24 protein-coding genes and 4 tRNA genes are annotated in these 23,476 nt (G+C 67.5%); 13 read left to right on the top strand and 15 right to left on the bottom strand.

Translation table 11 applies throughout. From position 1 onward, the window contains the following. Positions 1 to 9 precede the first annotated feature (9 nt). From gspM to XM50_RS18425, 7 genes are all read left to right on the top strand, one after another. Positions 10 to 483, top strand: a complete 474-nt coding sequence (gene gspM, locus XM50_RS18455; protein WP_046411494.1) for a type II secretion system protein GspM — start codon at positions 10 to 12, stop codon at positions 481 to 483. After that, entirely contained in the window at positions 480 to 1,205 is a 726-nt protein-coding gene (locus XM50_RS18450) for a type II secretion system protein N (protein ID WP_046411492.1), read from the top strand. The genes gspM and XM50_RS18450 overlap by 4 nt, the downstream gene beginning before the upstream one ends. Positions 1,206 to 1,305: 100 nt before the next feature. After that, positions 1,306 to 1,382, top strand: a tRNA-His gene (locus XM50_RS18445). A 92-nt stretch (positions 1,383 to 1,474) separates the two neighbouring features. Beyond that, entirely contained in the window at positions 1,475 to 2,524 is a 1,050-nt protein-coding gene (locus XM50_RS18440; RefSeq protein WP_046411491.1) for a Glu/Leu/Phe/Val dehydrogenase family protein, read from the top strand. Positions 2,525 to 2,681: 157 nt separating this feature from the next. After that, complete coding sequence (gene ccmC, locus XM50_RS18435) at positions 2,682 to 3,407, top strand: heme ABC transporter permease CcmC (RefSeq protein WP_046412001.1); 726 nt, start codon at positions 2,682 to 2,684, stop codon at positions 3,405 to 3,407. A 106-nt stretch (positions 3,408 to 3,513) separates the two neighbouring features. After that, entirely contained in the window at positions 3,514 to 3,948 is a 435-nt protein-coding gene (ccmE, locus tag XM50_RS18430) for a cytochrome c maturation protein CcmE (protein WP_046411489.1), read from the top strand. Beyond that, on the top strand, positions 3,945 to 4,583 hold the full coding sequence (locus XM50_RS18425) for a tetratricopeptide repeat protein (protein ID WP_046411488.1): 639 nt from the start codon (positions 3,945 to 3,947) through the stop codon (positions 4,581 to 4,583). Before ccmE ends, XM50_RS18425 begins: the two co-directional genes overlap by 4 nt. Before the next feature lie 27 nt (positions 4,584 to 4,610). Here XM50_RS18425 and XM50_RS18420 read toward each other — a convergent pair whose 3' ends face one another. Continuing rightward, positions 4,611 to 4,826, bottom strand: coding sequence for a DUF3072 domain-containing protein (locus XM50_RS18420; RefSeq protein ID WP_046411486.1), 216 nt, complete (start codon positions 4,824 to 4,826; stop codon positions 4,611 to 4,613). 145 nt (positions 4,827 to 4,971) lie between these two features. Here XM50_RS18420 and XM50_RS18415 point away from each other — a divergent pair, with 145 nt between their 5' ends. From XM50_RS18415 to XM50_RS18405, 3 genes are all read left to right on the top strand, one after another. Then, positions 4,972 to 6,879, top strand: a complete 1,908-nt coding sequence (locus XM50_RS18415) for a potassium transporter Kup (RefSeq protein WP_046411484.1) — start codon at positions 4,972 to 4,974, stop codon at positions 6,877 to 6,879. Beyond that, positions 6,876 to 7,418 carry a 2'-5' RNA ligase family protein gene (locus XM50_RS18410; protein WP_082103207.1) on the top strand — a complete coding sequence of 181 codons (543 nt, stop codon included), beginning with the start codon at positions 6,876 to 6,878 and terminating at the stop codon, positions 7,416 to 7,418. Before XM50_RS18415 ends, XM50_RS18410 begins: the two co-directional genes overlap by 4 nt. Positions 7,419 to 7,482: 64 nt before the next feature. Continuing rightward, a tRNA-Met gene (locus tag XM50_RS18405) sits at positions 7,483 to 7,559 on the top strand. Positions 7,560 to 7,769: 210 nt separating this feature from the next. Here the strand turns inward: XM50_RS18405 and XM50_RS18400 are convergent. Together XM50_RS18400 and rimO are read right to left on the bottom strand one after the other, a co-directional pair. After that, entirely contained in the window at positions 7,770 to 8,312 is a 543-nt protein-coding gene (locus tag XM50_RS18400) for a hypothetical protein (RefSeq protein WP_046411482.1), read from the bottom strand. 300 nt (positions 8,313 to 8,612) lie between these two features. Continuing rightward, complete coding sequence (gene rimO / locus XM50_RS18395) at positions 8,613 to 9,947, bottom strand: 30S ribosomal protein S12 methylthiotransferase RimO (RefSeq protein ID WP_046411480.1); 1,335 nt, start codon at positions 9,945 to 9,947, stop codon at positions 8,613 to 8,615. A 112-nt stretch (positions 9,948 to 10,059) separates the two neighbouring features. Between rimO and XM50_RS18390 the strand changes: the two genes are divergently transcribed. After that, positions 10,060 to 11,163 carry an anhydro-N-acetylmuramic acid kinase gene (locus tag XM50_RS18390; RefSeq protein ID WP_046411997.1) on the top strand — a complete coding sequence of 368 codons (1,104 nt, stop codon included), beginning with the start codon at positions 10,060 to 10,062 and terminating at the stop codon, positions 11,161 to 11,163. A 30-nt stretch (positions 11,164 to 11,193) separates the two neighbouring features. On the opposite strand, the gene XM50_RS18385 is transcribed toward XM50_RS18390, so the two are convergent. The 8 genes from XM50_RS18385 to aroA form a co-directional block, all read right to left on the bottom strand. Continuing rightward, entirely contained in the window at positions 11,194 to 11,616 is a 423-nt protein-coding gene (locus XM50_RS18385; protein ID WP_046411478.1) for a DUF4112 domain-containing protein, read from the bottom strand. 7 nt (positions 11,617 to 11,623) lie between these two features. Further along, positions 11,624 to 13,003: an ABC transporter substrate-binding protein gene (locus tag XM50_RS18380; protein ID WP_231622023.1), complete on the bottom strand. Its 1,380-nt coding sequence runs from the start codon at positions 13,001 to 13,003 to the stop codon at positions 11,624 to 11,626. 59 nt (positions 13,004 to 13,062) lie between these two features. Next, positions 13,063 to 13,149: transfer RNA gene (locus tag XM50_RS18375), tRNA-Leu, on the bottom strand. 46 nt (positions 13,150 to 13,195) lie between these two features. Then, a complete protein-coding gene (locus XM50_RS18370) occupies positions 13,196 to 13,474 on the bottom strand; it encodes an integration host factor subunit beta (protein WP_046411477.1) in 279 nt (92 codons plus the stop codon). Positions 13,475 to 13,649: 175 nt separating this feature from the next. Continuing rightward, a complete protein-coding gene (gene rpsA / locus XM50_RS18365) occupies positions 13,650 to 15,362 on the bottom strand; it encodes a 30S ribosomal protein S1 (RefSeq protein WP_046411993.1) in 1,713 nt (570 codons plus the stop codon). A 330-nt stretch (positions 15,363 to 15,692) separates the two neighbouring features. Then, positions 15,693 to 16,322, bottom strand: a complete 630-nt coding sequence (cmk, locus tag XM50_RS18360; protein WP_046411475.1) for a (d)CMP kinase — start codon at positions 16,320 to 16,322, stop codon at positions 15,693 to 15,695. After that, positions 16,319 to 17,305, bottom strand: coding sequence for an alpha/beta fold hydrolase (locus tag XM50_RS18355; RefSeq protein ID WP_231622022.1), 987 nt, complete (start codon positions 17,303 to 17,305; stop codon positions 16,319 to 16,321). Before XM50_RS18355 ends, cmk begins: the two co-directional genes overlap by 4 nt. 47 nt (positions 17,306 to 17,352) lie before the next feature. Beyond that, complete coding sequence (aroA, locus tag XM50_RS18350; RefSeq protein ID WP_046411473.1) at positions 17,353 to 18,693, bottom strand: 3-phosphoshikimate 1-carboxyvinyltransferase; 1,341 nt, start codon at positions 18,691 to 18,693, stop codon at positions 17,353 to 17,355. 101 nt (positions 18,694 to 18,794) lie between these two features. Between aroA and XM50_RS18345 the strand changes: the two genes are divergently transcribed. Together XM50_RS18345 and XM50_RS18340 are read left to right on the top strand one after the other, a co-directional pair. Further along, positions 18,795 to 19,115 carry a TIGR02300 family protein gene (locus XM50_RS18345; protein ID WP_046411472.1) on the top strand — a complete coding sequence of 107 codons (321 nt, stop codon included), beginning with the start codon at positions 18,795 to 18,797 and terminating at the stop codon, positions 19,113 to 19,115. Between the two features lie 96 nt (positions 19,116 to 19,211). Further along, positions 19,212 to 19,287 (top strand) — tRNA-Ala (locus XM50_RS18340). A gap of 258 nt (positions 19,288 to 19,545) precedes the next feature. On the opposite strand, the gene XM50_RS18335 is transcribed toward XM50_RS18340, so the two are convergent. From XM50_RS18335 to XM50_RS18320, 4 genes are all read right to left on the bottom strand, one after another. Continuing rightward, positions 19,546 to 19,938, bottom strand: a complete 393-nt coding sequence (locus XM50_RS18335; RefSeq protein WP_046411989.1) for an HdeA/HdeB family chaperone — start codon at positions 19,936 to 19,938, stop codon at positions 19,546 to 19,548. 165 nt (positions 19,939 to 20,103) lie between these two features. Continuing rightward, the gene (locus tag XM50_RS18330) at positions 20,104 to 21,441 is read right to left on the bottom strand and encodes a ferredoxin reductase family protein (protein ID WP_046411471.1); all 1,338 of its coding nucleotides are present in this window, start codon (positions 21,439 to 21,441) and stop codon (positions 20,104 to 20,106) included. 104 nt (positions 21,442 to 21,545) lie between these two features. Then, a complete protein-coding gene (locus XM50_RS18325) occupies positions 21,546 to 22,142 on the bottom strand; it encodes an alpha-ketoglutarate-dependent dioxygenase AlkB (protein ID WP_156167299.1) in 597 nt (198 codons plus the stop codon). Next, on the bottom strand, positions 22,142 to 23,404 hold the full coding sequence (locus XM50_RS18320; protein ID WP_046411468.1) for a DUF763 domain-containing protein: 1,263 nt from the start codon (positions 23,402 to 23,404) through the stop codon (positions 22,142 to 22,144). Before XM50_RS18320 ends, XM50_RS18325 begins: the two co-directional genes overlap by 1 nt. Positions 23,405 to 23,476: the final 72 nt, after the last annotated feature.

Genomic DNA, 23,476 nt, shown 5'->3' with positions numbered 1-23,476 from the left:
GGCCCTGCGATGAGCAATCTGATGAGCTGGTATCAGGGGCGGTCGCTGCGCGAGCGGCGGTTGATCCTGGTCATGCTGGCGCTGCTGGTGGTGACGATCCTGTGGGCCGGCGTGATCCGCCCGGTGCGCGACGGCCTGGCATCCAGCCGCGAGCGATATGCGACTGCCGTCGTTCGGCTGGGCGAGGTTCAGCGCGAGGTGGCGCAGGTGAAGGCGATTCAGCGCGCGCGGCCCAGCCCGATCGAAGGCCCGCTGCCCGATGCGATCCGCACGCGCGCCGACGAGGCAGGCTTTACGCTGACCACGCTGGAGCCGGACGGCAATGCCGTTCGCATCGCCATCGCCACCGCGAAGCCCGGCGCGCTGCTAGGCTGGATCGCCACGCTGGAAGCGGACGGGCTGCTGGTCGATGCGACCACGATCACCGGCAATGGCGACGGCACGGTATCGGCGACGATGACGCTGAGGGGGCGCGAGGCATGAGGCGTATCCGGCTGAAGACAGGACCCAACGCGCTGTTCCTCGCCATGTTCGTGGTGGCGTTGATCGTGTTCCTGCCGCTGCGGCTGGCGCTTGGCTGGTTCGGGCTGGCGGAGCAGGGGCTGACCGCGCGGTCGGTGAGCGGCAGCATCTGGTCCGGCCATTTGCGCGAGGCACGGTTCGGGCAGATCGCGCTGGGTGACCTGTCGGCCGGGGTGTCGCCGCTGCCGTTGCTGCTGGGGCGTGCGCAGGTCGTGCTGGATGGTGTCGCCGTGCCGCCGGCGCCGCGGCTCAGCGGGTCGATCGCGGTCAGCCGGCACAGCTTTGCCCTGGACGACATCACGGCAACGCTGCCGGTGGGAACGGCATTTCGCCCGGTTCCGGTGACGGTGCTGGATCTGGAGCAGGTCAGTGTGCGGTTCAGCGGCGACCAGTGCGAATCGGCCGAGGGACGGGTTCGCGCCACCCTTGCCGGCAACATCGGCGAATTGCCGGTGCCGGCGACGCTGACGGGCAATGCGCGCTGTGACGGCGGGGCGTTGATGCTGCCGCTGGTCAGCGCGGCCGGGAATGAAGGAAGCACCATCAGGCTGTGGCCGGACGGGCGGTACCGTGCCGAACTGACGCTGCAACCGAGCGATCCGGCGGCGGCGCTGCGGTTGCAGGCGGCCGGCTTCGTCCAGACCGACACGGGCATGGAACTGGCGATCGAGGGCAGGTTCTGAACGAACCACGCTGACGCCGCCGAGTGGGAGTTTTGAGGTTGGGGCGAGCCAAGTCCCTTGACGCCGCCAGCGCCCGGCCGTAGGGGCGCGCATTCTGACGGCGATCGTAGCTCAGTTGGTTAGAGCATCGGTTTGTGGTACCGAGGGTCGCGGGTTCAAGTCCCGTCGATCGCCCCATTTCCCCTCCTTGCAATTTCATCCTCGCCTTTTGGCGGTGGCAACATTATTGCGCCGGTCGACAATATTCGTACGACCACCGGAGGGTTGAAATGACCGCGTGGGGCTTCCCCGATTTCGACGACCATGAGGGCGTCCATCTGTTCACTGACCCGGCATCGGGTCTGCGCGCGGTCATTGCCGTGCATTCGACGGCGCTTGGCCCGGCCGCGGGCGGCGTGCGCTTCTGGCATTATGCGACCGACGCTGCCGCGATCACCGACGCGCTGCGCCTGTCGCGCGGCATGAGCTTCAAGAACGCCATGGCCGGCCTTGCGCTGGGTGGCGGCAAGGGCGTGGTGCTGGCCGACAAGCCGGGTGCGACGATCACCGAGGAGCAGCTGCGCGCGTTCGGCCGCGCGACCGAATCGCTGGGTGGCCGCTATGTGACCGCCGAGGACGTCGGCATGTCCGAAGCCCGGATGAAGGTGATCTCCGAGGAAACGCGCTACGTGTCCGGCCTGCCAGTGGCGAGCGGTGCGGCGGGCGGCGACCCCGGGCCGTACACCGCGCTTGGCGTATATCTGGGCGTGAAGGCCGCAGCGAAGCGCGGGCTGGGCGCAACCGACATGAAGGGCGTGCGCGTCGCGATCCAAGGTGTCGGATCGGTCGGTGGCGGCCTCGCTCGCCTGCTGGCGGCCGATGGCGCGGTGCTGACGCTGGCCGATGTGAACGCCGATCGCGCTGCGGCGCTGGCGGCTGAGCTTGGCGCGACGGCCGTATCGGCCGAATCGATCCTGGCGTCGGACGTCGACCTCGTCAGCCCCAATGCGCTGGGCGCGGTGCTGACTGAGGAATCGATCGCGGCGCTGAAGGTGAAGGTGGTTGCCGGTGGTGCGAACAACCAGCTTGCCACCCGTGAGGACGGCCGCCGCCTTCATGAGCGCGGCGTGCTGTTTGCGCCCGATTACGTCATCAACGCTGGCGGCATCATCAACGTCGGCCTGGAATATCTGGGGCAGGGTGACGAGGCCGAGGTGAAGGCGCGCATCGCCCGCATCCCGGATCGCCTGGTTGAGGTGTGGGACGAGAGCGACAGCAGCGGCGATCCCGCCGCCGACGTCGCCGACCGTATTGCGCGCCGCCTGATCGGCCGCGCCTGAGGTAACGGGTGGAGGCGGCCCTGGCTGCCTCCGCCGCTTTCCGGGCGCCGGCGTGTATCGCGACGCCCGCCAGGCCGGCCCCGGGGCGATCAGCGCGCCGGGCCGATGCGTTCAAGCAGATGACGCGCCGCCAATTTCCCCATATGGGAAGCCCATCGTGCCTGCCCTTCACGCCCTCGCCAATCCTGCGCGCTTTCTGAAGATCGCCCGCCCGCTGACCCCCGTCCTGGGGTGGCTGGGTCTCGTGCTGATCGCGGTCGGCAGTTGGGCGGGGCTGACGCAGACGCCGCCCGATTACCTGCAGGGCGAGACCGTCCGCATCATGTACGTCCATGTGCCGTCGGCCTGGCTGGGCATGGGCGGATGGAGCGGCATCGCGATTTCCAGCATCGCCTATCTCGTCTGGCGCCACCCGCTGGCTGACGTGGCGGCGCGCGCGATCGCCCTGCCGGGTGCTGCCTTTGCCGCCATCTGCCTGCTGACCGGCGCGATCTGGGGCCGGCCGACCTGGGGCACGTACTGGCAGTGGGACGGGCGGCTGACGTCGATGCTGCTGCTGTTCTTCGTCTATCTCGGCTATATCGCGCTGGCGCGGGCCGACCGCGAGCGCGGCGGCGACGGGCGGATCGCGGCGCTGTTCGGCGTGGCGGGGACCGTCCTGCTGCCGATCATCCGTTATTCGGTGGTGTGGTGGAACACGCTGCACCAGGGGCCGAGCATCGGCCTCACCCATTCGACGATCGACCTGTCGATCCTGTGGCCGCTGCCGATCATGCTGTTCGGGTTTTCGTTCCTGTTCGGCGCGGTGGTGCTGATGCGGATGCGCACGTTGCTGGCGGTGGCAAAGGCAGAGGCGCGGATGCGCCGGAAGGCACGCGCATGATCGCCTGGCCCTATGTCATTGCCGCTTATGCGGTCGCGCTGTCCGCGACGGCGGTGATCGTGCTCGTCAGCTGGCGCGCGATGCGCCAGGCGGAGAAGGGCGGCAAGTGAAGGCGAAGCATCAGCGACTATGGCTGGCGGGCGCCGCGCTGCTGGCGATCACGCTGGCGGCGCTGCTCGCGCTGTCGGGGCTGCGTGACCAGGCGGCGTTTTTTTATGCGCCGTCCGACGTGACGCAGGAGGTGCTCGCCTCCGACCGCGCGGTGCGGCTGGGTGGCATGGTGGCGGCGGGATCGGTGGCGCGCGCGGCCGACGGCGTGACGATCCTGTTCACGGTCAGCGATGGCCGCGCGACGACACCGGTGCAGTTCGCGGGGATCGTGCCGAACCTGTTCCGCGAGGGATCGGGCGTGGTGGCGGAGGGGCGTTTCCGCCCGGATGGATCGTTTATCGCATCCAACCTGCTCGCCAAGCATGACGAAAAGTACATGCCGCCCGAACTGGCCGGGAAGATGCACGAGACGAAGAGCCTGGAGCCGTGAGCGGCTTCATCGGCCTGGCGCTGGTCGGCGCGCTGGTCTTTGCCGCGCTGGTCGTGCTTCGGCTGCCGCGGCTGCTGTGGTCGTTCGCGGGAGCGGCGCTGTTCCTGGGCGCGGCGGGCTATGCCTGGCAAGGACGGCCGGGGCAGGCGGCGGCCCCGGCCAAGCCGCGAGTCGACGCGGTGGCGATCGAGCCGGAGGCGATCATGCTGCGCGAGCGGCTGATGGGCCGCTACACCGCCGATACCGCCTATATCGTCGCGTCGGACGCGATGCTGCGCGCGGGCGACAAGCGCGCCGCCGCGCAGGTCGTGCTGGGCGGGGTGCGGGCGTTGCCGCGCAGCTTCATCCTGTGGACCCAGCTGGGCAGCACCCTCGTGATCCTGGATGGCGACCAGATCTCGCCGGCGGCGAAGCTGGCGTTCGGGCGGGCGTTTCAACTGGCGCCCGAGCATCCGGCGCCGCCTTATTATGCCGGGATCGCTTATGTCCGCGCCGGCGACCTGCCGGCGGCGCGGCGGATGCTGGCGCGCGCGGTGAGCCTGTCGCCCGAAGGCATGGATTACCGCACCACCATCGCCAACCAGCTCAAGGTGCTGGACCAGTTCATCGCCGCGACGGAGCAGGCGGGCCGCTGATCCGCAAGCCCGCGGCGACGAATCGCCTCAGCGTCCGCGGCCTGTTTTCTCCTGAAGCGCGTCGATCCGCTTTGAGGCGTCGGCCTTGCTAAGTTGTTCCTCGAACGGTTCGCCGGCTTCCTCGCTCAACGTCTTCAAGTAACTTGCCTGCGCGCCGGTCATCGGCTCGTCGCCGGTCGTCCAGTCGTCGGGATCCTTTTCCGCGTTTGAAAAGGGTTCGCTCTTTGGGTTCGAGTCGCTCATGAAACTCTTCCTTTCAGGAGCAGCAACTCCTATGTTCTTGTAACGTTCCCGCTTGCGCGGATGGGAACAAGTGCTAGGCGCGCCGAGGCTTTGACAGGATGACGGTGGCTTTCTTCCCCTTGAACCTGGCGTCAGCGGCGCTTTGATGAGCCCGGCCGCCGGCGCAGCTGTGCCCCAAGCGCATGGCCATCATCACAGCGATTCGCTGCGCAAGCTGGCGCTGGGCGCGATCGGTGTCGTCTATGGCGATATCGGGACGAGCCCGCTGTATGCGATGAAGGAGGTGTTCGTCGGGCACCATCCGCTCGCCGTCGACCAACTGCATATCTTTGGCGTGGTGAGCCTCGTCTTCTGGTCGCTGGTGCTGATCGTCACGTGCAAATATGTGATGACCATCCTGCGCGCGGACAACAATGGCGAGGGCGGAAGCCTGGCGCTGCTGGCGCTGATCCAGCGGCGCAGCGGGGCGGGCAAACGGTGGGAGCCGGGGCTGGTCGTGCTGGGCGTGCTCGCCACCGCACTGTTCTTTGGCGACTGCATGATCACGCCGGCGATCTCGGTGCTATCGGCGGTGGAGGGACTGGCGACGGTCGAGCAGCGGTTCGACAGCTTCGTCATCCCGATTTCGGTCACGATCCTGATCGGGCTGTTCTACCTGCAATCGGTCGGCACCGCGCGGGTGGGGCGGCTGTTCGGGCCGATCATGACGATCTACTTCGTCACGCTTAGCGCACTTGGCCTGTACCATGTGGTGGCGCAGCCGGAGATCCTGCTGGCGCTTGATCCGCGCTGGGCGTTCCGTTTCGCCGCGGCCGACGGGATGCTGGCGTTCCTGGCGCTCGGCTCGGTCGTGCTGGCGGTGACCGGCGCCGAGGCGCTCTACGCCGATATGGGGCATTTCGGGCGCAAGCCGATCGCTTATGCCTGGCTGTGGTTCGTGTTCCCGGCGCTGATGCTCAATTACCTGGGGCAGGGCGCGCTGATGCTGAGCGACCCAACGGCGGCGAAAAACCCGTTCTTCCTGATGGCGCCCGAGCAATGGCGCCTGCCGCTGGTGATCCTGGCCACCATGGCGACCGTCATCGCCAGCCAGGCGGTGATCACCGGCGCCTATTCGGTGGTGCAGCAGGCGGTGCAATTGGGCCTGATGCCGCGCATCCGGATCGAACATACCAGCGCGTCGGCCGCGGGGCAGATCTACATCCCGTCGATCAACTGGGCGCTGCTGACAATGGTGCTGCTGCTGATCCTGGGCTTTCGCGAATCGTCCAACCTTGCGGCGGCCTATGGCATCGCGGTGACGGGGACGATGTTCATTTCCACCTGCATGGTCGCGGTGCTGATCCAGCGCGTCTGGCATTGGCCCTTGTGGGCGGTGGTGCCGTTCGTCGCGGTGTTCCTGTGCATCGACGGGCTGTATTTCTCATCCAACCTCACGAAGGTGCCCGACGGCGGCTGGTTCCCGCTGCTGGTGGCGATCATCGTCTTCGTGCTGCTGACCACCTGGGCCACGGGCCGCAAGCTGATGCTGGAACGGATGCGCGAGGGGGCGATGCCGATCAAGGTGTTCATCGGCTCCGCCGCGGGCAGCGCGACGCGGGTGCCGGGGACGGCGGTGTTCATGACCTCCACCCCCGAGGGCGTGCCGCACGCATTGCTCCACAACCTCAAGCACAATCGCGTGCTGCACGAGCGCGTGATCCTGCTGACGGTGAAGGTCAGCGACATGCCCTATGTCGCCGAAGAGTGGCGGTTCGAGCACAAGGCGCTGGGCGAGGGGTTCCACCGCGTGATCCTACGCTACGGCTTCATGGAATCGCCGGACATCCCTGCGGCGCTCAAATCGTTTGACGAATGCGGTGGCGAGTTCCGCATGATGGAGACCAGCTTCTTCCTGTCGCGCCAGACGCTGCTGCCCTCCGCCCGGCCGGGCATGGCGATCTGGCGGGAGAAGCTGTTCGCCTGGATGCTGCGCAACGCCGAAAGCGCGATGGAATTCTTCCGCCTGCCGACCAACCGCGTGGTCGAGCTGGGCAGCCAGATCGAGATTTGAGCGAGCCCGCGCCCATCCAGCCGCCGGGCCCGCTTGCGGCGCCGATCATCATCGCTGCCGTGTTCGGCAAAGCGGACCAGGCATGGTTCGATCAACAGCGCGCGGCGCACTTCCCGCCGGAGCGTAACGTTCTCGCCGCGCACCTGACGATGTTCCACCATCTGCCGCCCAGCATGGCGGCAGAGGTGAAGCAGCGGCTCATCGCGGAGACACGGGGTGTGCCCGCGCCGGCCGCACGCGTGGAAGCGCCATTCTCGCTCGGGCGCGGCGTCGCCTACCGGATCGCCAGCGACGAGCTGTGGGCAATCCGTGCGCGGCTCGCGGATGGCTTTGCCGGCGTCCTGACGCCGCAGGACCAGGCCGGATGGCGCCCCCACGTGACGGTGCAGAACAAGGTGGAGCCGGCGGTTGCGCGCGCGCTGCTGGCGCAATTGCAGGGCGGGTTCCGGCCGCGCGCGGTACAGATCACGGGACTGGCGGCCTATTGGTATCGGGGCGGCCCGTGGGAGTTGTTGTCGCGGCACATGTTCAGCGCTTGACGCCCCGCGAACCCCTGCTATAGCCCGCGCCTCGCGAGCGGTACTTGCCCCTTCACGAAGGCGCGGCGGAGTAGCTCAGCTGGTTAGAGCACGGGAATCATAATCCTGGGGTCGGGGGTTCAAGTCCCTCCTCCGCTACCACTCGCGACGTATATGAGGTTGGTGATCTGCTTCGCTCGCTAGTGGATTGCCTAGCTTCATTCGAGACAAGTTCAAGGCGTGGCTGCGAATACTTCCCCAGTCGAGACTGGGATCTCACTAAGCTCTATGGCGCGGGCTCAATTGCAGACGGAATGCAAGCCTACTATCAGTTTAGGTGGGAACGATCTGATGATAATTCGTTCATATGAATTATCTCAAGATAGTATATGTCAAATAGGCTATCACATAAACTCCAGCGAGTAGTACCGCGCACCCAGCGGTATGAATTGAATGGTTAAGATCGGTGGCGTTGCGTTCGGCCAAAGCTGCGTTCTTGACGATTTGACCGTTTATAGTGCGCGCCTGCTCTATTCGTGCCTGCCTAAAGTCTCGTGTTCTTCCGCTTTCCCAATGCTCGGGTAGCCAGTTCTGGGGAAGGTTACCAGGCATGCCGTATTTGCGTGGACGAACCGCCCGCACGGCGTAGTATCCTGAGATGGCCATGAGAATGGCGCCCGCCCCGGAAATTGCTGCAAGCGGTAGTTGTTTTCCGTCGATCGCAAGACTTGCGCTTCCGCCAATCGACGCAATTGCGATCGTAAGAACAAAGCCGGCCCAAGTGAGTGCACGTTGATCCGAGGCTGTGGCTACGCTGAGCTGTGCGGCCATCATCAGCTCGCCCTCCCTGACAACCTCCTTAAGGATGTCGTCGTCGAACTCTCTAAGCCCGTCGAGGCTCTTGAACTGATCCATGACATCTTCATACGTTGTGTCATGGCACGACCACCAGACGATCAATCGCGTAAGAAGAATGATTGGGCACGGCCCGCACCGCCGCCGCCGCCGCCGCCACCCCCGCCGCCACCCTCGCCTAAGAAGTAAGCGTACAGTGGAAGTTCGAGCCGCTCGCCACACGGCTCCGCCATCAGGTTCAAAAACATTCGAGCGGGGACACAGGAAGGTTGGCACCGCGCAGAGCGGTGCGCGTGCGTTGCTTGCCGTCGAACATGAGGGAGCCGGGGCGGCGCATTGCTGCGGCCGCCCGGCTGATTGTCAGTTGGTGACGGGTACGCCGAACAGGTCGTGTTCGTCGGCGTCCTCGATCGTGACGCGGACGATGTCGCCTTCGTTGAGGTGGCCGGCGTCGCGCAGGTGGACTTCGCCGTCGATTTCCGGCGCGTCGGCATAGGAGCGGCCGGTGGCGCCCTCATCGCCCACGGCGTCAATGATGACGTCGAAGCTGCGACCGATCTTGGCCTGGAGCTTGGCCGCGCTGATCGCCGCCGTCTTGGCCATGATGCGGGCGTAGCGTTCTTCCTTCACCTCCTCTGGCACCGGGTTGGGCAGCGCGTTGGCGCTGGCGCCCTCGACGGGTTCGAAGCGGAAGGCGCCGACGCGGTCGAGCTGCGCCTCGTCGAGCCATTCGAGAAGATATTCGAAGTCCGCCTCGGTCTCGCCCGGGAAGCCGACGACGAAGGTCGAGCGGATCGCGATATCGGGGCAGATCTCGCGCCAGCCGCGCAGCCGGGCGAGCACCTTGGCATCGTTCGCCGGGCGCTTCATCGCACGCAGCACGTTGGGCGCGGCATGCTGGAACGGAATGTCGAGATACGGGAGCACCAGCCCCTCGGCCATCAGCGGGATGACCTGATCCACGTGCGGGTAGGGGTAGACATAGTGCAGGCGGACCCAGGGCGCGATGCGGCCCAGTTCGCGCGCCAGATCGGTCATGTGCGCACGCACGTCTCCCCCGCCCTTGAGCGGGTAGCTGGCATGACGCAGGTCAAGGCCATAGGCCGACGTATCCTGGCTGATCACCAGCAGCTCGCGCGTGCCGGCCGCGACCAGCTTCTCCGCCTCACGCAGGATCGCGTCGGGGCGCCGGCTGACCAGGTCGCCGCGCAATGACGGGATGATGCAGAAGGAGCAGCGGTGGTTGCAGCCCTCCGAAATCTTAAGATAGCTGTAGTGACGCGGGGTCAGCTTCAGCCCGGCATCGGGGATGAGATCGATATAGGGCGACAGGTTCGCGGGCGCCGCCTCATGCACCGCCTCCACCACCTGCTCATATTCATGCGCGCCGGTGATCGCGAGGACGTTGGGGAAGCGGGCACGGATGACATCGGCTTCCTTGCCCATGCAACCGGTGACGATGACGCGGCCGTTCTCCGCGATCGCTTCGCCGATCGCCTCCAGGCTCTCCTCCTTCGCCGAATCGAGAAAGCCGCAGGTGTTGACGAGCACGACGTCAGCGCCGGCATAGTCGGGCGACATCTGATAGCCGTCTGCGCGCAGCTGGGTGAGAATACGTTCGCTGTCGACCAGGTTCTTGGGACAGCCGAGCGACACCATGCCCACGCGGGGCGGTGAGGGAAGACGCGTTGCCATGAGTGGTGGCGCACATAATGTGCAATGCACCATTTTGCCATATCTGCGCCGCTATGCGCGTTGAAAGGCTGGCCTTATCGCGGGACAGCGCAGGCAAGATGGGGACAAGATGATGCTGGCGATCGGGCTGATGTCCGGCACGTCGCTCGACGGGATCGATGCGGCGCTGATCGAAACGGACGGCGAGGCGATGGTGAGGGCGGTCGCATTCCGTGGTGAGCCTTATTCGGACACGGCGCGCGCGCAGCTTGCCGCGGCGACCGCGTTGGCGCTGACGTTCGACCGGCCACGCGCCAACCCCGACATGGTGGCGGCGGCGGAGCTGATCACGCGGACGCACGTGCTGGCGGTGCAGAAGCTGCTGCGCGACGCAGGGCTGAGCGCCGCCGATGTCGACGTGATCGGTTTTCACGGGCAGACCGTGGCGCATCGCCCCGATCGTGGCTGGACGTGGCAGATCGGCGACGGACAGGCACTGGCGGATGCCACCGGGATCGTCACGATCGCCGATCTAAGGAGCGCGGACGTGGCAGCGGGCGGGCAGGGCGCGCCGCTGCTGCCGATCTATCACGCCGCGCTGACTGCCGGACTGCCGCGGCCGCTGGCGGTGCTGAACCTGGGCGGGGTCGCCAACATCACCTGGATCGGCGCGGACGGCGAGCTGGTGGCATTCGACACCGGCCCCGCGAACGGGCTGATCGACAGTTGGGTCGAGCAGGAGACGGGGGCGCGGTTCGACGCCGATGGCGCGCTGGCGGCGAGCGGGCGCGTCGACGAGGCGATCCTTAACGCGATGCTGGACCATCCGTTCTTCGGGCAACCGGCGCCCAAGTCGCTCGATCGCAACGATTTCACCGTGCAGCCGGTGCGCGGGCTGGGGGCGGCCGATGGTGCGGCCACGTTGACGGCGTTCACCGCAGCGACGGTGACGGAAGCGCTGTCGCACCTGCCCGAGCGGCCGCTTCGCCTGCTGGTGGCGGGCGGCGGGCGGCACAATCCGGTGATGCTGCGGATGATCGCGGAGCGGACCGGCCTGGTGCCGGAGCCGGTCGATGCCTTGGGGTGGAACGGCGACGCGATGGAGGCGGAAGGCTTCGCCTATATGGCGGTGCGTACGCTGCGCGACCTGCCGATCTCCTTCCCCGGAACAACCGGCGTGCCAGCGCCCATGACCGGTGGGGTGCAGCACGACCCGGCGAGCGCGAGCGCCGGCTGAGCGGCGGGACGGCAAGCCCCGCCAATTCGATCAGCGCTCGACCGTCACCGTCGAGGGGTGATGGCGGTCGAGGTGGCGCCTGATCGTCTTCAGATTGCGGGTGTTGGAACGATAGAAGAAATCCGCGGCGTCGCCGACGAACGGGACGATGCCCAGCAACGTGTCAAAGCCGACGCGCGCGCCCATCCGCGCGAGTTGAAGCCGGCTCATCCCGAGGTTGCGCGCTTCCCATACGATCCACGCGCCGAGCGCCGCAGCCACCGCATCGCCGACCACGGGGATGAGGCCGAGGAAGAAGTCCAGCCCCACCTTGCGGTTCATGCCGGGGACGTCGACCACGCCCTCCAGCAGGCGCTCCATCGCCTCGATCCGGCGCCTGACGGACTCGGGATCGCGCCCGAGCGGCAGCGTCGCGGCGAACGCCATGGGCGAATTGGGATCGGCTTTGATCATGATGATATCAATTGGGGGCGCGGCGCAGCAGGTTCAACGGGTGCCACGCGCGGTCGTTGGGCTGCCACGCGCGCAGCCGCTGCGCCACCAGCGCCCAGCGGAACGGCCGGGCGAGCGGGATGAAGGCGACATCCGCGGCGAGCGCCTCGTCCGCGGCGGCAAGCTCGCGCGCGCGGATCGCCAGCGTTGGCGCGACTCGCGCGGCCTCGATCGCGACGGCGGCGCGTTCGTCACACGGCCGGCAGGCCTGGTCCACGTACCAGCGGGCGCTGTCATAGGGGGCGACCAGATCGACCAGCCGCAGGTCCGCGTCGTCAGTGGCGCTCACGCGGACCGGGCGCACCCCGATCGCGAACAGATCCGCCGCCAGCCGCGCCCACAGCAGCGTGCCACCCGAGCCGCCGGGTAGGGCCAGGCGCAGCGTCGGGACGGGATTTCCCGCCTCGCGCCATGCGCTGACGCGGGCCTGCGCGGTGGCCACCCGGTCGGCCGGGCGAACCGCCTGCCAGGCCCCGTGGGCAGGCGGCGCGGCTGAATCGAGCGCGGCCGGCAGCAGGTCCTCCGCCGGGCGCCAATCCTGGCTGAAGCTGCGGGTAAGCGCGGTGCGGTCAATCGCCATGGCGATGGCGGCGCGATTCTCAGGCAGCGCCAGGAAACCCTCCCGCCGGCTGACGGCCAGCCCGAAGACGCCGGCCGCCGGATCGACGCGGATGTTGACCTGCGCCACGCCGGCCGCGGCGACCAGCGGCCATTCGGACAGTCGCCCGCCGGCGAACAGATCGGATTTGCGCTCCGCGAAGCGGGCGATGCCCGCAGCAGGACGCTCGGCCACCAGCAGAACGTCGTCCTCGGGCACTGGCTCGTGCTGTTCGTCGGCGGCGCGGTTCGGGTCCGGACGCGGGGTGAGGCGCGTGACATTGCCGGCCTGGCGCACGATCCGCATCGGGCCGCTGCCGATCGCGCGGGCGGGGTCGACCAAGGTCATCTCTGGCTGGGCGAACAGCTTCAGCAGATCGGGGCGGGGGCGGGACAATTCGACCTGGATGACCTGCGGCGTCATCTCCACCACCGAATCGACCGCGGTGAGATAGTCGGCGAGCGGGTTGCGCGCGCGCTGCTGCAGCCGGCTGCGCAGGATGGTGACGATCTCTGCCGCGCGGACCGGGCGCCCGTTGGTCCATGTCATCTCGCGCAGGCGGAAGATGTAGGTGCGCCCCTCGTCCGTGACGATCCAGCGTTCGGCAATGCCGGGTTCGATCTGCCCGGCGGCGTCGAACCGGACCAGCCCCTGCGCTGCGGCATCGGCCAGCAGAAGCCCGGCGAGGTCGTCCGGTGCCGGGATCACCGGGCTCAGGCGCGGCGCGGTGCCGGCAGCGCTGACGATCACCGCGCCGACATCGGGCCGACGCTCACAGGCCGTAGTGGCCAGGAGCAGGGAGAGAGCGATGGTGCGGACGGCGGGACTCGAACCCGCACGCCCCTGAGGGCAGAAGATTTTAAGTCTCCGGCGTCTACCGGTTCCGCCACGTCCGCGCATCACGCCCGACGAAAAGCGGCAGGGAAGCGCCGCCGTCAAGCGTTACACGTTCAAGCGAACGCGCATTTCCTTGCCAGGCTTGAAATATGGGACGCGCTTGGCGGTCACTTCGACCACCTCGCCAGTGCGCGGGTTGCGCCCGGTACGCGCGTCGCGGGCCCGCGTCGAGAAGGCGCCGAAGCCGCGCAGCTCGACCCGGCCGTTCTCCGCCAGGCGGCGCACGATCTCGTCAAAGAACGTGGAGACGATCGCCTCGACCTCGCGCAGGGAGAGGCTCGGGTTGGCCTCTGCCAGATGCTGCACCAGTTCCGATCGGATCATCTGTCCCGTCCTTGATCTGCCCGTGGCCGTCGCCGGCTTCGATTCACCTTAATACAGATAAAGCTTTATCAGAATAGGGCCGAAACGAAAGTTTAATTATTACGCCCGTGAAACGACAAGGGGCCGGGCGGCATGTGCCACCCGACCCCCCTTTCGGTAATCCTGGGATGCAGGATTACTGCTTGTTCTGACGAGCCTTGAGCGCTTCGCCCAGGATGTCGCCGAGCGAGGCACCCGAGTCGGACGAGCCGTACTGCGCCACAGCCTGCTTCTCCTCGGAGATCTGCATCGCCTTGACCGAGAAGGTCGGCTTCTTCGAACGATCGAAGCCGGTGACCATCGCGTCGAACTTCTGGCCGACCTGGAAACGCTCCGGACGCTGCTCGTCGCGGTCGCGGCCGAGATCGGTGCGCTTGATGAAGCCGGTCGCGCCATCGTCGCCCGCCTGAACCTCGAGGCCCGCGTCGCGGACTTCGAGAACGGTGACGGTGACAACCTGGTTCTTCGACAGGCGATCGCCAGCGGTGGCACCGCCCACGACCGGTGCGCCACGCTCCAGCTGCTTCATGCCGAGGCTGATGCGCTCCTTCTCCGGATCGACGTCGAGCACGATCGCCTGAACGGTCTCACCCTTGCGGTGCAGGTTGAGCGCGTCCTCACCCGACACGCCCCAGGCGATGTCGGACATGTGGACCATGCCGTCGACGTCGTTGTCGAGGCCGATGAACAGGCCGAACTCGGTCGAGTTCTTGACTTCGCCCTCGACGGTCGAACCGACCGGATGCTCGGCGGCGAAACGCTCCCACGGGTTCTGCTGCGCCTGCTTCAGGCCCAGCGAGATGCGACGCTTGTCGGCATCGACCTCGAGCACCACCACGTCGACTTCCTGCGAGGTCGACACGATCTTGCCCGGGTGGACGTTCTTCTTGGTCCACGACATTTCGCTGACGTGCACCAGGCCTTCGATGCCCGGCTCCAGCTCGACGAACGCACCATATTCGGTGATGTTCGTGACGCGGCCCGACAGCTTCGCGCCGACCGGATACTTGACCGATGCGCCATCCCACGGATCGCTCTCGAGCTGCTTCATGCCCAGCGAGATGCGCTGCGTGTCCTTGTTGATGCGGATGATCTGCACCTTCACCGTGTCGCCGATGTTGATCATCTCCGACGGGTGCTGGACGCGCTTGTAGGAGAGGTCGGTGACGTGCAGCAGACCGTCGATGCCGCCCAGGTCCACGAAGGCGCCGTAATCGGTGATGTTCTTCACCACGCCTTCGATGATCTGACCCTCGGCCAGGCTCTGGATCAGGCCCGAACGCTGCTCGGCGCGGGTCTCTTCCAGAACGGCGCGACGCGACACGACGATGTTGCCGCGCTTGCGGTCCATCTTCAGGATCTGGAACGGCTGCGGGATGTCCATCAGCGGCGTGACGTCACGCACCGGACGGATATCGACCTGCGAGCCCGGCAGGAAGGCCACGGCGCCGTTCAGGTCGACGGTGAAGCCACCCTTCACGCGGCCGAAGATCACGCCCTCGACGCGCGCGGTCTTGGCGAATTCGGTCTCCAGCTTGTCCCATGCAGCTTCGCGGCGTGCGCGGTCGCGCGACAGCATCGCTTCGCCATGCATGTTCTCGACGCGGTCGACGTACACTTCGACTTCGTCGCCGACCTTCAGCTCGGCCTTCTGGCCCGGCGCCGGCGCGAATTCGCGCAGCGGCACGCGGCCTTCGCTCTTCAGACCGACGTCGATGACGGCGAGGTCATTCTCGATGCCAGTGACGGTGCCGAGCACCACGCGGCCCTCGAAGCTGTCGGCGCCGCCGAACATGTCATCGAGCATCGCCGCGAAATCGTCCCGCGTGGGAGCTGCCGTTGAGGCCATAAAATCGTTCGTCCTAGTCAGTTCGTTTCCGGCCAAGCGGTTGGTTCCGCTGGTCTTGGCCATCGTTGCCGCGGCAGCCGCATGCCGTCGCAGCATCCGTGCAACCGGGGTGGGAAGGGCCAAGACGCACGAAATGCGAAAAGGGCGCTGGAGTGCTCCTCCGCGCCATGCCTCCACGAACCCAGGTTCGCCGGACGGTGCGCCATACTGCAAAGGAGGGGCGGGAGCAAGGTTGGCGTAGCACCGGCGTGGGAGCAAGGTGGGGCGGACAAGCGGGGCGATATTGCGGGGCGCTCACCGCGCCACCGACCAACCCCTGGCCCCGAGTCGTCAGCCCTCCTTGCGGCGCCGTGCCTCGACCAGGGCGATCGCCTTTTCGATCGACGCCTCGATCGACAGGAAGCTGGTGTCGAGCAGCGCCGCGTCATTCGCGGGCACCAGGGGCGCGGTCGAGCGGGAGCTGTCGCGCGTGTCGCGCGCCCGGATGTCGGCGAGCACCTGGTCGAAGCTGACCGATGCGCCGTGGGAAATCAGTTCATTGTGGCGGCGGCGGGCGCGGATCGTAGGCGTCGCGCGGATGAACAGCTTGGCATCGGCATCAGGCGCGATGACGGTGCCGATGTCACGCCCGTCGAGGACGGCGCCGCCCTCCTGATGTGCGAACCTTTTCTGCCGCTGGAGCAGCGCGGCGCGGACCAGCGGATGCGCGGAGACGACGGAGGCGAGCTTGCCGATCTCCTCCTCGCGCAGCACCGGGTCTGCGAGCGTCAGTTCGTCGAAGTCGCACGCGGCGACGGCATCGGCCTCGCGCGTCGGATCGAGTTCCAGCCGGCGCACCGTCGCGGCCACCGCGCGGTACAGCAGCCCGGTGTCGAGATGCGGGAGATTATAGTGGCGCGCCAGTGCCTTGGCGATCGTGCCCTTGCCCGACGCGGCGGGGCCATCAACGGCGATGATCATGCCAGCACGTCCTGCCGGGCGAGCCAGGCACGCAGCATGCCGATCGTCTCCGCCGGGCGATCGTTGAACAGGCCGTGGGCGGCCCCCGGGACGACGCCGAAGCCGGCGCCGGGCACCCGCGCGGCGAAGGCGCCGACGGTGACGGGGCGTGCCTCGTCATACTGACCGCAAAGGAACAAGGTACGCTTCCCCTCGAGCTTGGCGAGCAACGGCTCGCCATCATAATCCTTGAGCGTCCCCGTCGAAACGAACTCGCTGGCGCCCCACATCGCGCGATACAGCTCCGCGTTGAAGCCGCGACCCTGCCCCGTGTAGGCCTTGATATCAGGTGCCGGCGGCTCGCGCCGGTTGAACGCCGCATAGAATGCACGGGTCGGCTCGTCGCAGCTGGGCGGCGGGGCGGGCAGGGTGAGCGCGCCGCAGCGACGCAGCTCCTCCTGGATGGGGGCGGGCAGTTCGCCGATCAGCGCGCGCGCATCGGCCAGCCAGCTGCGGGTCGAGATCAGCGGGCTGGCGAGCACCAGCCCGGCGAGCGCCGCCGGCCGGCGGGCGCCATATTCGAGCGCGATCGTTCCGCCCCAGCTTGCGCCGAGCATGTGCCAGCGAGCGACACCCAGCGCGGCGCGGATCGCCTCCAGCTCATCTACGAAGCGCGAGACGCGCCAGTTGGCAGGATTGTTGGGGTGATCGGAGCGGCCGGAATCGAGCTGGTCGTAGAGGATCACCGCCCGCTCGCCAGCGAGCGCGAGCGCTTCGAGGAAGCTCGCGTGCGTTCCCCCGGGGCCGCCATGGGCCATGATGATCGGCGCGCGCGCGCCGGCGAGGTCGCCATCGACGCGGACATAGACGCGCCCGCCCTCGACCGGGACCATCAGCTCGCGCGTCGGCCGCGCGAGATCTCGCGCCCGCGCGGGGCCGGCACCGGCCAGCGCGACGCCCGCCAGGCTGGCACCGCCAGCGATCAGCGCGCGGCGGTCGATCAATGAGGCGCCGGTCGGCCTCCTGTTTGGCCCCCTGTGCAGGCCCGTGCTCAGGCCCATGTGACGCGGCCGCCAAGCTGGGTCAGCAGATCGAAGAAGCTGGGGAAGCTGGTGGCGACGGGGCTCGCGTCGTCGATCGCGACCGGCTGCGCGGCGTGGAGGCCGGCCACCGCCATGCTCATCGCGATGCGATGGTCGAGCCGCGAGGCAACCGTGCCGCCGCCGGGGATCGGGTCGCCGCCCGTCCCCTCGATCGTCAACCCGTCCTCATGCTCCTCGCAGGGGACGCCATTGGCCTCCAGTGCGGCCTTCATCACCGCGATGCGATCCGATTCCTTGACGCGCAGCTCGTCCGCGCCACGCGCGATCGTCCGGCCGCTGGCAAAGGCGGCGGCGACGAACAGCACGGGATATTCGTCGATCATCGACGGCGCGACATCATGCGGCACCTCGATCCCCGACAGCGCGGCGTGGCGCACCCGCAGGTCGGCGACCGGCTCGCCGCCGACGACGCGCGGATCCTGTTCGACGATGTCCGCGCCCATCAGGCGAAGCACGGTGACAAGGCCGGCGCGGGTCGGGTTCAAGCCGACGTTCTCGATCACCACGTCGCTGCCCGGGACGATCGACGCGGCGACCATCCAGAAGGCGGCGGAGGAGGGGTCGCCCGGCACGACGATCGACTGTGGGCGAAGCTCCGCCTCGCCCGTGAGCGAGATGATGCGCCCTTCATCGCTCTCCTCGACGCTGATCTCCGCGCCAAATCCGGCCAGCATCCGCTCGCTATGATCGCGCGTCGGCACCGGTTCGATGACGCGCGTGATGCCGGGCGTGTTGAGGCCGGCCAGCAGCAAGGCGGACTTCACCTGCGCCGAGGCGACCGGCAGGCGATAGGTGATCGGCACCGCAGGGCACAGGCCGCGCACCATCAGCGGCAGCCGGCCGCCCGGCGAGGCGGTGAACTCCGCGCCCATCGTCGAGAGCGGATCGATGACGCGGTTCATGGGCCGCGTTGACAGCGACGCGTCGCCGGTGAAGGTGGCGGTGATCGGATGGCTGGCGACCAGCCCCATCAGGAGGCGCGTCGAGGTGCCCGAATTGCCCATCTCGAGCGCGGCCTGTGGCTGGAGCAGCCCACCGACGCCGACGCCGTTGATCCGCCAGATTGCGTCATCGCCGCGTACGATGGTGGCGCCCATCGCGCGCATCGCGGCGGCAGTGGCGAGCACGTCCTCCCCTTCCAGCAGTCCCTCAACCTGGCTTTCGCCAACCGCCAGCGCGGAGAGCATCAGCGCACGGTGGCTGATCGACTTGTCGCCTGGGACGCGAATGCGGCCGGCGAGGCGAGGGGCCGAATGAACGGAGACGGGACGGGGATCAGGGTGCGCCATTGCGCGCCGCGCCTTGCCAGCGGGGTTGCGCTATGGCAAGGCGCGCGCCACTTCACAGGTCAATACCTGCTGAACCAATTTTCCGAAAGGCAAGAGACGGCATGATCAAGCCGGAATGGGGCACGAAGCGGACGTGTCCGAAATGCGCGACGCGTTTTTACGACCTGCAGAAGGACGAGCCGGTCACGTGCATCGAATGCGGCTACGCATGGGAGCCGGAGCCGATCCTCAAGTCCAAGCAGCCGATGCCGTTCGAGGCGGCGAAGTCCGAGAAGGCAGCCGACAGCGATCTCGCTGGCGATGACGATACGGATCTGGTCGAGAACGAGGACGAGGAGCCCAACGCTGACGACGAAGTCGATCTGGGCGGTGACGACGATCTGGGCGTGGAAGCGCCGACCGACGACGACGACAACAACTGATCGTCTGAAGAAAAATAGGCTGGCAGGCGGCTTTCTTCAAAAAGGCCGCTTGCCAAGTCTGAAGCGCCCCGTTAGTGGGCGCCTTCCCAACGGAATGGGGCCGTAGCTCAGCTGGGAGAGCGTCGCAATGGCATTGCGAAGGTCAGGGGTTCGATCCCCCTCGGCTCCACCATTTCCACCACATTACGATCCATCCACCAGCGCGTGATCGCGCGGTGAGGCGCACTTGCGAGCCACACGGCTGCAGCGTGCCGCGGCGGCTAAACCGTCGCCATCCCATCGGAACGATCACGATCCCAAGTTCGTGCGAGCGTCAGTCCGCCAAGACGGTACCGTCGTGCGCGATCCGTGCCGGCCATTATCGATCGGGTTCACGCAACCGCGCCAAAAAGTGTGCCGACGCGGTCAGCGCCGGCACCGAGGCGGGGAGTTAACGTTTCATGCCGGCACGCTGCTGCGCCATGGCACGGCGGACGGCGGCGACGAAATTGTTGCCCGGGGTTGCACGACAAGCGTCCACCACGACTGGCACGACGCTGGCGACGCCGTCGACGGTGACCGACGGATCGGACATCTTTCCCTTCGGGCCATAATTCGCGGCAAAGACGACGGCCTGCGGGCGATAATTGACGTCCACGAGGTTGAAGTCGCGGCAGGTGATCGTCTCCATCTTCTTGTTCACCTTGAACACGTCGATGTAGGTCATGCCGTCCTTCTGCGGCACCTGGGCCTGCCGTTCGATCTGGGGCGTCGTCTGGGCCGAACCGGTGGTAGCTGCGCAGGCGGCCAGGATTGCCCCCGCGATTACAAAGCTTCGCGTCATCGGAAACTCCTTCGAGTAGGGCAGCACGGGTTGAACGCTGTCCCGAAACCAGAGTTCAGCGGATCAGCGCCGAGGTCTAGTGAGGGGATGCACGGATGGCTCGGGTGGCCGTGGCCATTACAGGGCACGACGACAGGTGCTGCCGCCACGCGGCTGGGCAGGCGGCTAGCGCAGCTCAAAGAATTCCTGATGGAAGCGGGACGCCGGAAAGCCGTTGGCGATCATGCCGCCGCGCATCGCATCCCCGAAGGCGGCGGGGCCGCAGAACCAGACATCGGCACATCGCCAGTCGGGCACCATTTCCTCAAGGCGTGGAACCGTCAGCTGCGGGTCGGGCGGGGTGACGAGCAGGTGCAGCCGCACGCCGGTGCGATCGACCAGCTCGGACAGACGATGCAGCAGTGCATCGTCGCGCATCCTGGTGGAATAGATCAGGTCGACGCTGGCTGGCCGATCCTCATCCGCCAGCCATTCGAGCCCGGCGACGAAGGGGGCGATGCCGATCCCGCCGGCGATCCACAACTGGCGGCGGCCGGAATCGAAATCGAACCGGCCATAGGGCCCCTCGATCGTGACGGTCTGTCCGGGAAACAGGCGGTCGGGCAGCGCCTTGGTATAATCGCCCAGCCCCTTGATGCCGAAGCGGAGACGGCCGTCATGGCGCCAGGCAGAGGCGATCGAAAAGGGGTGCGCGCCCTCCCGGTCGCCAAAGTCGACAAAGGCGAACTGGCCGGCAAGATGCCCGGGCCAGGCAGTCGTGAGGCGGACGACCACCTCGGTCACGTTGCTGTCACGATAATGCTCGACCGCCTCGATCGTACCCGTCGCACGGCGCGATTTGCCGATGCGGTGGAACAGCGATGCCATGGCCGCGACCGATGCGGCGGCCATCAGCACGCTCAGGAAAGGCCCGATCGGCGCCGCCCAATAGGTGCGCCCCATGAGGATCGTGGCGTGGAACACCAGCACGAGAAAGACGACCGAGAGCAGCCGGTGGGTGGTGAAGAACAGCCGATAGGGAAAGCGTTTCCACAAGGCGATCAGCACCAGCGCGATCATCAGGTACAGCGCAGGCTCCGCCACGCTGACCGCGGCGCCATGCCAGTCGCGGAACGGGTCGAAGCCGGCCGGTACTGCGGCGCCGCTTCGTGGGCGGCGCACGGGTGCTTCCAGCCAACCCCAACGCACAAAATTGCGCGGCAGGATCTCGATCAACCAATGGATGATCGCGACGATCGTCGCCGCGATCCCGAACCATTTGTGCAGGCGGTAGTATTTATCCAGCCCACCCAGGAAGCCTTCGATCTGGACGGGGCGCGCGGCCAGGATCAACCCGACGGACATGAGCCCGATCGCCACCAGCCCGGTGTAATTGATCAGCGTATGGCGAACCCCCCAGAAGCCGCCGGAGCCTGGGGTGCGCATCATGCTGAAGGCCCACAGGATGCTCAGCAACAGCGGTACGGCGACAAACGCGAGCACGATCCGCGCGCGATGCGCCATCTCCTGTCCTCCGCTCCCGTTGGCTTTTTGTCCGCTGTGCGGATCACAGGGAATGACAGGCCGTGCGCGCGGGTGCGCTCAGCAATCTTACGGAGGGGCGACCGTCAGCGCGCGTCTCCGGCCGCAGTGCGCAGGCTGCGCAAGGTGATTGACCAGCGGGTTTCCTCCATCGCGGCGATGCTATGTTCCCAGTCGTCGCGTGCCATGCCGCTGAGGTGATAGGCGCCGCGCGGCGCCAGCGGCACGGTCACGCGGGAGAATTTCGCGCCTGCCCGGCGACGAAAGCGCATCGCGGCCGGCGCGCCGAGCGAGATGCCGAGCACATGGCCGAAGGCAGGCCGGTCGCGATGCCAGCCGATGCCAGCGCCGGGATCGTAGCGGATGAGGAGCGCCTGGACGAGATCAGTGGCGGCAATGCCGGCAAAGGCGGCGGCCCGGTCGCGGATCGGAATCAGCCAGTCGGGAAAGGGCACCCCCGGCTCCAGCCGACCGCGATCGAAATCATAATGCCAGCCAAAGGAGCTGGTCAGCCGCTTGCCGGTCCAGCCTTGGAAGCGGAATGGCGCGAGCGCCGTCGCATCGATCGCGGCGATCAGTTGCTGCTCCTCCGCTGCCGTGACCAGATCGCTGGTGGTGGACAGGCCGGGAAGGGCAGGCTGCGCAGGCATGGCAGGCAGGTCGAACAGCATGTCCATGGCCATCATTGTGCCCCGGCGTCGCGCGGCGCGACTTCATGGCCGAACACGCTGCGGCCGCCGTAGGCGTGCGACTGGCGGCGTTCCTCGGCGATGAATGCCTCGACTGACGGGCCGCGCGCACGCGCCTCGAGCCGGCGTGCCTGTCGATCGAGGCGGCGGAGCGCGGCGCTTTTCTCATCCTGCCCGAGCCGTGCGGCCGTGACGGCCGCCTTCATCACGCCGATCGTCTGATCATAAACGTGCGTCGGCACCGGGAAGGGGTGGCCGTCCTTGCCGCCATGCGCCAGACTGAAGCGTGCCGGATCGCTGAACCGACAGGGTGCGCCGTGCACGACCTCCGCCACCATCGCGAGCGCGCGGACGGTACGCGCACCGATGCCGGGGATCAGCAGCAGCTCCGGGAAGTCCGCCGGCCCGCGCTCAGCCGCAGCGGCAAGCGCACCATGGAGGCGGCGGGTGACGACGTTCTCCGACCTGACATCGTGATGGGCCGGCATCGCGAGATGCGGCAGCATCGCCTGCGGATCGGGCGGCGCGGGTCGGTGGCCGCCCGCTTCCGGATCGATGTCGCGGAGCAGCCCGACAACGCCGTCCGGGCCCTCATCACGCAGCAGCGACAGTTGCCGGTCGCGGGAGGCGGCGGCGCGGGTGTCTGCCAGGTTCACGATTCGCCCGCGGCTGTTCCCCTCGATTGCGGCATGGGGCGCATCGAGGAAGCTTTCCATCCCTTCCGACAGCCAGTGGTAACGCCGGGCCTGACGGCGATCGCCATTCATCCCCTGCTGGATGACCACCCAGCGCCCGTCGTCGCCGACGATGAAGCCGTGAAGATAGAGATCGAACCCGTCCTGCACCGCCGCGCTGTCCACCTTGGCGACCAGCCGGCTGGCGCGGGCAAGCGCGTCGCCGTCGATACCGACGCGCGCACCCACCGCGGCGAGTTCCGCCGGCGTGGCGCGGCTATGGCGGCCGCGCCCGCCGCAGACGTGGAGGCCAAGGTCGCCCGCGCGCGGCGCCGGCCCCCGCTTCAGCGCGCCGAGCACGCTGGTGGTGATGCCGGAGGAATGCCAGTCCATCCCCATCACCGCGCCAAAGGATTGAAACCAGAAGGGGTGGGCCAGCCGGCGGAGGAATTCGTCGCGCCCGTATTCGATTACGATCGCCTCCGCGATAACCGCGCCCAGTCGCGCCATCCGCTGCCCCAGCCACGCAGGCACGCGGCCGCCATGCAGCGGCAGATCGGCACTGCCCCCGCGCCGCGCCATCAGCGGTGATCCGCCAGGAGCGCGCGGTGGGGACGGCGGGTGATCGGCCGGCTCGGCATGGCAGCGGCTATA

Source organism: Sphingomonas sp. Ag1 (assembly GCF_000980895.1).
Taxonomy (GTDB): domain Bacteria; phylum Pseudomonadota; class Alphaproteobacteria; order Sphingomonadales; family Sphingomonadaceae; genus Sphingomonas; species Sphingomonas panaciterrae.
The sequence above is the reverse complement of the archived record's forward strand: the minus strand, read 5'-3'. Positions and strand labels throughout refer to the sequence as shown.